The organism is Inquilinus sp., from assembly GCF_057815775.1.
Genome location: NZ_JBYRFX010000336.1, coordinates 1 through 9,960, shown reverse-complemented (window position 1 = coordinate 9,960; position 9,960 = coordinate 1). Strand labels below are relative to the sequence as shown.

At 67.9% G+C, this 9,960-nt stretch carries 11 protein-coding genes; 5 read left to right on the top strand and 6 right to left on the bottom strand.

The features are described 5' to 3' along the window. The 4 genes from AC3XYG_RS11995 to AC3XYG_RS11980 all read left to right on the top strand — a co-directional run. A partial coding sequence (locus AC3XYG_RS11995; protein WP_489140065.1) for an SDR family oxidoreductase occupies positions 1-637 on the top strand: 637 nt, incomplete at its 5' end. 22 nt (positions 638-659) lie between these two features. After that, positions 660-1,088, top strand: a complete 429-nt coding sequence (locus tag AC3XYG_RS11990; RefSeq protein ID WP_489140064.1) for a hypothetical protein — start codon at positions 660-662, stop codon at positions 1,086-1,088. Beyond that, positions 1,085-1,546, top strand: coding sequence for a carboxymuconolactone decarboxylase family protein (locus AC3XYG_RS11985; protein WP_489140063.1), 462 nt, complete (start codon positions 1,085-1,087; stop codon positions 1,544-1,546). The genes AC3XYG_RS11990 and AC3XYG_RS11985 overlap by 4 nt, the downstream gene beginning before the upstream one ends. 282 nt (positions 1,547-1,828) lie before the next feature. Further along, on the top strand, positions 1,829-3,208 hold the full coding sequence (locus tag AC3XYG_RS11980; RefSeq protein ID WP_489140062.1) for an HlyD family type I secretion periplasmic adaptor subunit: 1,380 nt from the start codon (positions 1,829-1,831) through the stop codon (positions 3,206-3,208). A 17-nt stretch (positions 3,209-3,225) separates the two neighbouring features. Here the strand turns inward: AC3XYG_RS11980 and AC3XYG_RS11975 are convergent, their stop codons facing one another. The 4 genes from AC3XYG_RS11975 to AC3XYG_RS11960 form a co-directional block, all read right to left on the bottom strand. Beyond that, positions 3,226-4,077, bottom strand: coding sequence for a carbohydrate ABC transporter permease (locus AC3XYG_RS11975; protein ID WP_489140061.1), 852 nt, complete (start codon positions 4,075-4,077; stop codon positions 3,226-3,228). Positions 4,078-4,082: 5 nt separating this feature from the next. Beyond that, a complete protein-coding gene (locus AC3XYG_RS11970; protein ID WP_489140060.1) occupies positions 4,083-4,949 on the bottom strand; it encodes a carbohydrate ABC transporter permease in 867 nt (288 codons plus the stop codon). A 70-nt stretch (positions 4,950-5,019) separates the two neighbouring features. Further along, positions 5,020-6,291 carry a sugar ABC transporter substrate-binding protein gene (locus AC3XYG_RS11965; protein ID WP_489140059.1) on the bottom strand — a complete coding sequence of 424 codons (1,272 nt, stop codon included), beginning with the start codon at positions 6,289-6,291 and terminating at the stop codon, positions 5,020-5,022. A 28-nt stretch (positions 6,292-6,319) separates the two neighbouring features. Continuing rightward, positions 6,320-7,027: a GntR family transcriptional regulator gene (locus AC3XYG_RS11960; protein ID WP_489140058.1), complete on the bottom strand. Its 708-nt coding sequence runs from the start codon at positions 7,025-7,027 to the stop codon at positions 6,320-6,322. A 155-nt stretch (positions 7,028-7,182) separates the two neighbouring features. Here AC3XYG_RS11960 and AC3XYG_RS11955 point away from each other — a divergent pair, with 155 nt between their 5' ends. Next, on the top strand, positions 7,183-8,100 hold the full coding sequence (locus AC3XYG_RS11955) for a nucleoside hydrolase (RefSeq protein WP_489140057.1): 918 nt from the start codon (positions 7,183-7,185) through the stop codon (positions 8,098-8,100). 18 nt (positions 8,101-8,118) lie between these two features. Here the strand turns inward: AC3XYG_RS11955 and AC3XYG_RS11950 are convergent, their stop codons facing one another. Further along, positions 8,119-8,445 carry a hypothetical protein gene (locus AC3XYG_RS11950; protein WP_489140056.1) on the bottom strand — a complete coding sequence of 109 codons (327 nt, stop codon included), beginning with the start codon at positions 8,443-8,445 and terminating at the stop codon, positions 8,119-8,121. A 197-nt stretch (positions 8,446-8,642) separates the two neighbouring features. After that, positions 8,643-9,960, bottom strand: a 1,318-nt coding sequence (locus AC3XYG_RS11945) for a Zn-dependent hydrolase (RefSeq protein ID WP_489140055.1), incomplete at its 5' end; no start/stop codon positions are given.

The following is a 9,960-nucleotide window of genomic DNA, read 5'->3' as shown; positions in this document are numbered from 1 at the left end:
GGGGCTGGCCGAGGCACTGGCGGGGGCCGATGTCGTCGTCGACCTCGCCAACTCGCCGTCCTTCGAGGAAGGGCCGGCGCTGGAGTTCTTCCAGGCCGCTGGCCGCAATATCACCGCGGCGGAGGTCAAGGCCGGGGTCCGGCACCATGTCGCCCTGTCGGTGGTCGGCACCGAGCGGCTGCTGGACAGCGGCTATTTCCGCGCCAAGCTGGCGCAGGAGCGCCTGATCAAGGCCTCGCCGATCCCCTACACCCTGCTCCGCGCCTGCCAGTTCTTCGAGTTCATCCGCACCATCGCGGACATCTCGAGGGTGGATGGCGCCGTGCGCCTGCCGCACACGCTGTTCCAGCCGATGGCGGCGCAGGACGTCGCGGCCGCGGTGGCCGAGGCGGCGCTGGCCGCGCCGGCGAACGGGATGCGGGAGGTCGGCGGGCCAACCCCGGTCCATCTCGACAGTCTGGTCGCCAAGGTCCTTGCCCACGACAAGGATCCGCGCCGGGTGATCACGGATCCCGAGGCGCCGTATTTCGGCATCAAGGTCGACGACACATCGCTGATGCCTGGGCCAGCCGCCCGTCTCGGCTCCACCACCTTCGATTGGTGGCTCGCCAACGTCCCGGCGCCGAAGAAGCCGTGACCGAGCCAGAAAGGAGTCCGTGATGCTGAAGCAGATCTGCATCGGCGTGGCCGTGCTCATGGGGGTTCTGGCCGAAGCGAACGGCGTGTTCATGCTGGTCTCGCCCGACGGCTGGTACGTCGCGGTGCCTGGCGTGACCACCACCGGCCCGTTCAACCAGCACTTCATCCGCGATATCGGCCTGATCTTCCTGTTCGTCGGCACCGCCTACCTGGTCGGCGCCGCGCAGCCGCGATACCGCATCATCTCCTGGGCCGCGCCCACCCTGTGGCTGGCCGGCCATGCCCTGTTCCACTTCTGGGAGGTTGCCGTCGGCATCTGCGGGCCGTCGGTCATCCTTCGCGATTTTCCGGCCGTCACGCTCCCGGCCATCCTCGGCGCGCTCCTCACCCTCTGGGCGATCGCTGACGCCCGCTCGACCAACCTCGCCTTCAAGGAAAGCTACCGATGACCCCACGCCTGAACATCTTCCAGGTCGCGCCCGAGGGCACCAAGGCCATGATGGCCGTCGGCACCGCCGTCGAGGCCAGCGGCCTCGAGCACAGCCTGATCGAACTGGTCAAGCTGCGCGCGTCGCAGATCAATGGCTGCGCCTTCTGCATCCACATGCACGCCACCGACGCGATGAAGCATGGCGAGAGCGCCATGCGGATCCACCTGCTCAGCGCCTGGCGTGAATCGCCGCTGTTCACGGACCGCGAGCGCGCCGCGCTGGCCTGGACCGAGAGCCTGACCAAGGTCGCCGAGACCGGCGCCCCGGACGCCGATTACGCGCTGCTGAAGGGCCATTTCAGCGACGCCGAGATCGGCAACCTCACCCTGCTGATCGGCACGATCAACCTGTGGAACCGGGTGCAGGTCGGCCTCCGCGCCATCCACAAGGTCGACGCCCCGTCCAAGGCTGCCTGACATCGAAGCTGCGCCGCCGACGGCGCAGCTTCGCTCCCGTTTTCTGTAACAATTCGGGCGTGGCGCGCCTGTCGGACCCTAGACCCCTTCGCGGCGCGGCCGTTTCGCGATAACATTGTGTCCGATCGGGCGCTCCGGCGACCGCAGCCACGCAGGGGAGGGGAGTGGCATGGCGAAGGCCCGGCCGGCCGCGCAGGCAGGGATGCCGATGGCGCCCGCCCTCACCGACATGCTGCGGGTCGTCGAACCGGTCTTGTCGCCGCGCAGAAGGACGTCCCGACCATGTCGTTGATCTCACAGGAGCCGGGACAGCCCCGCCTGCCGGCCGTGCAAAGCGGAGCCCTGCAGCCCGGTCCGCTCGACGACACCGAGGCAGGACTTCGGCAGAACGCCCGGGGCCTGACCCGGCTGAGCCTGATCGGCGGCGCCGTCATCGGCGTGTTCGTCCTGGGATTCGGCGTCTGGGCCGCGTTCACGCCTCTCGCCAGCGCGGCGATCGCGACGGGAGCGGTCAGCCCGGAAGGCAACAAACGCACGATCCAGCACCTCGAAGGCGGCATCATCCGCGAGTTGACGGTGCGCGACGGCGATGCGGTGAAGGCCGGCGACACGCTGCTCGTCCTGGATGCGACGCGGAACAAGGCGACGGTCGACATGGTGCGGATGCAGCGCCTGGCCGCGATTGCCGCGATTGCGCGCCTGGATGCCGAGCAGGGGGGCGCGGCCTCGATCATCTGGCCCGAGACCATCCTGACCGAAGCTCCGGCCAGTCCGGCGGCCTCTGCCCTGGTCAAGGCACAACAGGATCAGTTCGCATCCCGCCGCGAATCGATTCTGAGCCAGAAGGCGGTCCTGAGGCAGCGCATCGGCCAGAGCCGCTCGCAGGTCGTGGGGCTGGAAGGGCAGATCGCGGCTGCGGAAACCCAGCTGGAGCTGATCCAGCAGGAAATCAACGGTGTCGCCCCGCTGGTCGCGAAGGGGTTGGAGCGGCTGCCGCGACTCCTGAAATTGCAGCGCGGCCAGGCACAACTTGCCGGCCAGAAAGCCGCCGACCTTTCGGCCATCGCCAAGGCCGAGCAGACGGTCGACGAAAGCGAGGCGCGGATCCTGGCCCTGGACAGCGACTTCCGCGACAAGGTCTCCGAGGAACGAGCCAAGACGCAGAAGGAGCTGGCCGGGCTCGAGGAGAGGCTGCGCGCCAGCAGCGACATCTTCGTCCGCACCCGCATCGTGGCCCCGCTCGACGGTACGGTCACCGGGCGGAAGTTCCACACCGTCGGCGGTGTCATCTCGCCCGGTGCGCCGATCATGGAGATCGTGCCGGCCAGCGCGAAGCTGGTGCTCGATGTCCAGGTCCAGCCGAACGACATCGATATCGTCCGCGAGGGACAGCCGGCCTGGGTCCGCTTCATCGCCTACAGCCAGCGCAACCTGCCCCGGGTCGAGGGCCGGGTGATCTATGTCGCCGCCAACAGCTCGCAGGATGAAAAGACCGGGCGCGCCTACTTCCTGGGCAAGATCGAGGTCGACCCGGCGACGCTGAAGCAGGTGGCGCCCCATATCACTCTGTCCACCGGCACCCCGGCCGAAGTCTCGATCACCACCGGGACCCGGACCGTGCTCGAATACGCCTTCGATCCGTTCATCCGGACCTTCCTGTAGGAGTCAGTGCGGCGCCGTCACTTGACTGCCGACCCCATCATCGTCCGCACGTAGAAGCGCTGCAGATAGAGAAAGGGGACGGCGGCGATCAGCGTCGCCAGCGTCCCGGCGGAGAAGATGGCGCCCCAGTCGTTGCCTTCCATCGAGAAGAACCGCGCGATCGCGATCGGGATCACCATGTAGTCGGCGGTGCCGGCCACCACCAATGGCCAGAAGAACGAATCCCACTGGTGCACGAACAGCAGCAGACTGGCCGCCGCCACGGTGGGGCCGGACAGCGGCATGGCGATCCGCGCGAAGATGCGGAACCAGCCGGCGCCGTCGACCCGCGCCGCCTCATACAGCTCCTTCGGGATGCTCAGGAAGTACTGGCGGAACAGGAAGATCACGAAGCCGTTCGCCACGTCGGGCAGGATCAGCGCCTGGTAGCTGTCGGTCCAGCCCAACCAGCGGGCGAGGATGTAGAGCGGCAGGATGATCGCCTCGAACGGCATCATGAAGGACGCGATCACCAGGCCGAACAGCAGGCTGCGGCCGCGGAATCGGAAGACGGCGAAGGCGAAGCCGGCCAGGGCGTTGACGAAGATGCCCAGCACGACCGTCGATGTCGTGACGAACAACGAATTGCCGATGGCGCGCGGGAAGTCGCCGGCCATGATCCGGTTGTAGTTCTCCAGCGTCCATCGCGTCGGGATCAGCGATTGCAGCGAGAAGCGCGTGGCGAAGCGGAAGATCTCCTCCGGCGGCCGCAGCGAGGTCACGATCATCCACAGCAGCGGCGCCAGCAGAACGAGGGCGATGATCGAGAGCGACGCGTAGCGCAACCCCTCCGCGATCCGGATGCGGGTCCGTGCCTGTCCCGGTGTCATGCGGCTCACTCCTGGCCCGATGGGCGGAACACGCGGAATTCCAGCGCCGCGACAACGCCGATCAGGGCCAGGATGATGGTCGAGATCGCCAGCCCGCGGCCGTGGTCGACCAGGACGAAGGAGCTCTGATACGCCTGGAACATCAGGAAGCTGGTGGCGCCGTTCGGCCCGCCGCCGGTGATCAGGTAGACCGGCGCGAAGAACAGGAAGTTGGCGGTGGTGTCCGCCACGAACACGAACAGCAGCGGGCGCTTCATCAGCGGCAGGGTGATCGCGACGAAACGCCGGAACCCGGTCGCCCCGTCGATCGCCGCAGCCTCGTAGATGTCGGCCGGAATGGCCACCAGGCCGGCCAGCAGGAAGATCATCCAGTAGCCGACGCTCTTCCACGTCGCCAGCATGATCAGGCTCCACAGCGCCTGGCCCTCCGACCGGAAGAACATCTGCCGGTCCAGCCCCAGCGCCGCGAGCATGCCGTTGACGAGCCCGAGCGAGGGGTCGAGCAGGATGCTCCACAGCACCGACGCCAGGGTCAGCGAGATGCACATCGGCAGGAACAGCGCGACCCGGAACATCCGGCTGGCCCGGCTGGGTTTCAGCACCAGCAGCGCCAGGATGAAGGCGCAGCCGATCTGGATCGGGTTGACCAGCAGGTTGAACAGCCCGGTCCGCAGCACGCCGTGCCAGAACTCCGCATCCGCGAACAGGCTGGCGTAGTTGCCGAAGCCGACGAACAGCGGCTCGCCGCGCAGGGATTCCCCGAACAGGGATCCGACGATGGCGATCACGACCGGGATGCCGCGGAACAGCAGAAGCCCCGAAAGCGCGAGAAACAGGAAGCCGGCCACGGTGGGCCAGGAGGCTCGGAGCATCAGCAATATCCTGGTGGAAGGGGAGGGTCGTGCGGTCGTTCCAGCGTGAGCTGACCTAAAATCATCTGCCCTAGCCGCGGTACTTCGCCAGCGACCGGTCGATCTTGCCGGCCGCGGCCTGCAGCACCTGGTCGACCGCAGCACCGCCCTGGATGTCGCGGACCGCCAGCTTCAGCGTGTCCTCGTATTCGGCGTATCCCGGCGTCTGCGGCCGGATCTCGGCGGTGTTGTCCAGCTCGTACCGGACGATCTTCCAGCCCTCCGCGGTGAATGGCGCCACGGTCGGGTCCCACAGGCTCTTCAACACGGGCGGGAAGGGGCGGACCTCGAACCAGGTCTTCATCACCGGCGGCGACATCATGGCGCCCAGGAAGGCCAGGGCCCCGTCCATGTTCCGCGACTTGGCGTTGACCCCGACATGCCAGGACCCGGTCGGCGTCACCGGCTTGCCGCCCTGGAAATAGGGATGCGGGGCCACGCCCCAGCGCACCGACGGGAATTTCTGGCGCAGATTGTCCATGACATAGGTGCCGGCCACCATGAAGGCCAGGTTGCCGGCGCCGAACAGCTCCTGCACCAGCGGGCCGTCATACAGGCCGGGCGGGCTCAGCTTCCAGTCCTGGAACAGGCGCTGGTAGAAGCCGAAGGCCTCGATCGCCTCGGCGGAATCGATGTAGCCGGTGACCTGCAGGCCGTCGGCCGACACGGTGCGCGCGCCCAGCGACTGCATCAGCGGGAACAGCTGGTACGGCCGGTCCGCCTGCTCGAACGAAAAGCCCCACACGCCGCTGGCCGGGTCCGACACGCGCTGTGCCGCATCCGTCAGCTGCTGCCAGGTCCAGCGCTGGCCGACATCCGCCGGCGGTGCCTCGACCCCGCGCTTCTCCAGCAGGTCGAGATTGTAGAACAGCAGCTGCGAGCTGGTGGCGAAGGGCGCGGTGTAGAGCTTGTCCTCGAAGGTGGCCTGCTTGACCGCGGCCGGGGCGAATTTGCCGGGGTCGATGACATCCGAGAGGTCGCGGATATGGCCGCGCACGGCATAGGAGGCGGTCAGCGGCCCGTCGACCATGAAGACATCGGGGCTGCCGTTGCGCGGTGCCAGCCGGACCTCCAGCGCCTGGAAGTACTGGGACACCGGAATGGTCTCGACCGTCACGTCGATCTCCGGCACCAGGGCCTTCACGGCATCGAGGACCGGAACGACCTGGCGGTCGCCCCAGCCCACCCAGGCCACCCGCAGCGCACCCGAAGCTGCCTGTGCCGGCCTGGCCGGGCCGAAGCCGGCGGCGGCGCCCAAGGCCAGGCTGCCCAGCAGAAAATTCCGGCGAGACCCCGAATGCATCGCGCGTTCCTCCCTCAGATGTCGTTTTTTAGATGTCGGTTTTTTCGACGGCCCGTCGCCGCCGTTGCGGCTGCGGCTTGGCCCGTTCGGCCTGCTCCTGCCGCCGGATCTGGTCGACGATCGTGGCGCCGATGGCCCGCACATGCTGTTCCACGATCCGGCTGGCGGCGTCGGCATCGCGGCGTCGGCAGGCCTCGAGGATCTGGCGATGGTCGTCCTGCGACCGGTCCATCTGCCCCGGCGACCCCCAGGTCATGATGAGGTAGCGGCCGAGATTGACCCGGGCCTGTTCCACCGCGCGCAGGAAATAGGGGGCGTCGGCCCGGCGATAGAGGCTGCGGTGGAATTCGGCGTTCAGCCGGGTGACCTCCGGTGTGTCAGGCGCGACGTCGATGGCGTTCACCAGCGCCTCGGCATAGGCGAGGTCTTCCTCCGTCAGCCGGGGCACCGCCCGCCCGGTCAGATGCGCCTCAAGCAGGGCCCGGAACTCCGTCAGCTCGACGGCCTCCGCCTCGCTCAGGACGGCGACGGTCATGCCCCGGTTGTGCGCCGCCACGACCAGCCCTTCGGATTCCAGCTGGCGCAGCGCCTCGCGCACCGGGATGTGGCTGACGCCGAGTTCCGCGGCGATCTGGTCCTGCCGGATCGGCGCACCGGGCGCCAGGCGGCCGCTGCCGATCGACAGCTTCAGGGAATCGATCACCAAGCTTGCCGCGGCCTTGAGCGGGCTTTCCACCACGATTCCTCCCGACTCTCGCCAGCACATCTCTAAACAGCCTCTTAACGTAAAATCCTATAGGATATAGAATCAAGTGCCAGAGCGACGTATTCTCAATTTTTCGACTCTGCAGGCTTAGGGAGGGCCAGGCACGGAATGGGTGGGATCCGCCGATGAAGTTCGTGATCGACTGCGACACGGGCCATGACGACGCCGTTGCCATCCTGCTGGCAGCCCGGCATCTCGACCTGATTGAGATCACCACGGTGTTCGGCACCGCCTCGGTCGAGGACACGACGCGCAACACGCTGCGGGTCCTGGCGCTGGCCGAGCTGTTCATCCCGGTGACGGCGGGCTGTGCCGGCCCCCTGATCGGCGAGCGGCCGGGCGTCTCCACCCATGGCCGGACCGGGCTCGACGGCGCCGACCTGCCCGAACCCGCCTTCACCCCCACCGGCCATCACGCGGTCGATGTGCTGGTCGAAAGCGCCCGCCGCCATCGCGAGGAGCTGACGATCATCGCCACGGCGCCGCTGACCAACCTCGCGATCGCCATCCGCAAGGAACCCCGGATGCGGTCCTGGGTGCGGGAGATCTCGATCATGGGCGGCAGTGCTGGCACCGGCAACCGGACGGCCGCGGCGGAGGCGAATTTCGCGTCGGATCCCGAGGCGGCGTCGATCGTCCTGTCCTCCGGCATCCCGTGCCGCCTGGCCGGCTATGACCTCACCCGGAGCTTCGGATTCTCCTCCGGCGACATCGACGAATTGGCGGCGTCCGGCCGGCGCACCGCCGGGGCCGTCGCCAGCTTGCAGGGCTTCTACCTCGAACGGCAGCGCGAACGGTTCGGGCTGTCGCATGCGCCGGTGCATGATTGCTGCGCCGTCCTGCCCTTCGTCGCGCCGTCGCTGCTGCAGTCGGAGACGACGGCGGTGCGGGTCGAACTGTCCGGGCAATTCACCCGCGGGATGAGCGTGTTCGATCGGCGGGGCAGTGCGCGGCCGGACGGCATCGAGGTCACCCTTGCCACCGATATCGACCGGCCCGCGACCATCGCCGCGGTGAAGCAGGCCGTGCTGGCCTACCCCTGACCGCGGCGCCGTCCGCCGTCAGGCCGCGGCGTGGTCGAAAGCAATGATCTCGCGGAACGCCAATTGATTGAGGATCTCGACCTTGCCGCTGTCATTCGCCCGCTCCACCGCCAGCGCTTCTTCCAGCAGGGCGATGGTGTTGTTGCGGGCCGCCCGCGCCAGGTCGGCCGGAAACGGCTCGCCTTGCAGCCGCTCAATGAAGCCGTCGAGCGCCGCGACCAGCAGCTGGCGGGTCGCGGCCTCCATGCCCGGCGCCTGCCGGCCCTCGATGCACAAGGCCCGGAGCGTGGTGTAGGTGCCGATGCCGTCGCTTTGACCGCGGAACCAGATCAGAAGGTCGTTCATCTCGCGCTCTCCCCTCATGTAATGATTGGCGGAGTTAATCGATGATCCATAAATGATGTCAAGAAATAATCTCGATTTATAGTATGATATGCTGAATGATCCAATATATCATTGGATAATTTATTGCTGCCTGGGTCACTGTATTCATGAATATCGAGTTAAATTCGATCGATATTGCCGCCGCTGAGTGACTGATATCAGCGAGACGCTTCGACCATGGCGGCGTGCATGATCGCCACCCCGGCCAGGAAATCGGCCATCTCCATCGCCTCATGCGGGTTGTGCGATCCGTTCTGGTTGCGCACGAAGATCATGCCGCTGGGCACGCCGGCCGCGGCGAACACCGCCGCGTCATGGCCGGCCCCGCTCGCGATCGGCTCGTCCGGCAGGCCCAGCGCGCGGGCCGCGGCCCGCAGCCGTTCGACCCAGGCCGGCGCCATCGCCGCCGGGGCGGAGTCCTGCCGCGCATCCAGCCGGAACTCGACGCCGCATTCCTTGCCGACCAGCGCGCATTCGGTCAGGAACAGATTGTAGAAGGATTGCAGCGTGTCCCGGCTCTGGCTGCGCGCCTCGAAGCTGAAATGGACATTGCCGGGGATGCGGGCGATCGCGTGTTCGGCCGCGTCCGTGCCGAGAACACCCGTCGTCACCACCAGGTCGTGATCGCGCTCCAGCAGCGCCCGCCAGTGCCGGTCGAGATGGGTGATCAGCTTCGCCGTCGCCACCACCGCGTCATGCCGCAGCCAGCGCGGCACGGCGCCGGAATGGCCGGCCTCGCCGACGCATTCGACGGCGCGGTGGCGGACATTGCCGCGTATGCCGGTGACGATGCCGACGGGCAAGCCCTGCGCCACCAGCACCGGCCCCTGCTCGATATGCAGCTCCAGCCACCCGGCCACGCGGGCCGGGTCCAGCAGCGCTTCGCCCCGTTCGATCCGGTCGACCGCGGCGCCGACATCGCGCATGTGGTCGCGCAGCGGCCGGCCGGACACGGCGTGGCGCGCCGCCAGATCCGCCGGTGTCAGGCATCCGAACAGTGCTTTAGATCCCAGATAGGGCTTGCCGAACCAGGCGCTCTCCTCACCCCGGAAGGCATACAGCTTGATCGTCCGGCGCGGCACGAAGCCGCCGGCCGCCATGCCGGCCAGCACTGCCAGGCCGGCGACGACGCCCGCCCCGCCGTCGAAATTGCCGCCGCGCGGCACCGAATCCAGATGCGAGCCGCAGGCCAGGAACGGCAGGTCCGGGTCCGTCCCCGGCAGGGTGACCACGAGATTGGCGCCGGCATCGCGTTCCGTCCGCAGGCCGAGCGCCCGCGCCTTGGCGTCGACGATGTCGAGCGCCACGGATTCGCCCGGGCCGTAGCTGTCCCGGGTGATGCCAATACCGTCGCTGGTGGCGGCGCGCAGGGCGGCGAACAACTCCTCGGCCAACCGGGCATGGCGGTCCGACGCGACGGTCCGGGGGCTTGAGGCCAAGAGGGTGTCGGGAGGGATCATTGCGCCGGTGCCACCC

Bases quoted from the DNA above. Each gene is read 5' to 3' on its own strand.
- AC3XYG_RS11990 (WP_489140064.1), top strand. From the start codon at position 660: ATGCTGAAGCAGATCTGCATCGGCGTGGCCGTGCTCATGGGGGTTCTG.
- AC3XYG_RS11985 (WP_489140063.1), top strand. From the start codon at position 1,085: ATGACCCCACGCCTGAACATCTTCCAGGTCGCGCCCGAGGGCACCAAG.
- AC3XYG_RS11980 (WP_489140062.1), top strand. From the start codon at position 1,829: ATGTCGTTGATCTCACAGGAGCCGGGACAGCCCCGCCTGCCGGCCGTG.
- AC3XYG_RS11975 (WP_489140061.1), bottom strand. From the start codon at position 4,077: ATGACACCGGGACAGGCACGGACCCGCATCCGGATCGCGGAGGGGTTG.
- AC3XYG_RS11970 (WP_489140060.1), bottom strand. From the start codon at position 4,949: ATGCTCCGAGCCTCCTGGCCCACCGTGGCCGGCTTCCTGTTTCTCGCG.
- AC3XYG_RS11965 (WP_489140059.1), bottom strand. From the start codon at position 6,291: ATGCATTCGGGGTCTCGCCGGAATTTTCTGCTGGGCAGCCTGGCCTTG.
- AC3XYG_RS11955 (WP_489140057.1), top strand. From the start codon at position 7,183: ATGAAGTTCGTGATCGACTGCGACACGGGCCATGACGACGCCGTTGCC.
- AC3XYG_RS11950 (WP_489140056.1), bottom strand. From the start codon at position 8,445: ATGAACGACCTTCTGATCTGGTTCCGCGGTCAAAGCGACGGCATCGGC.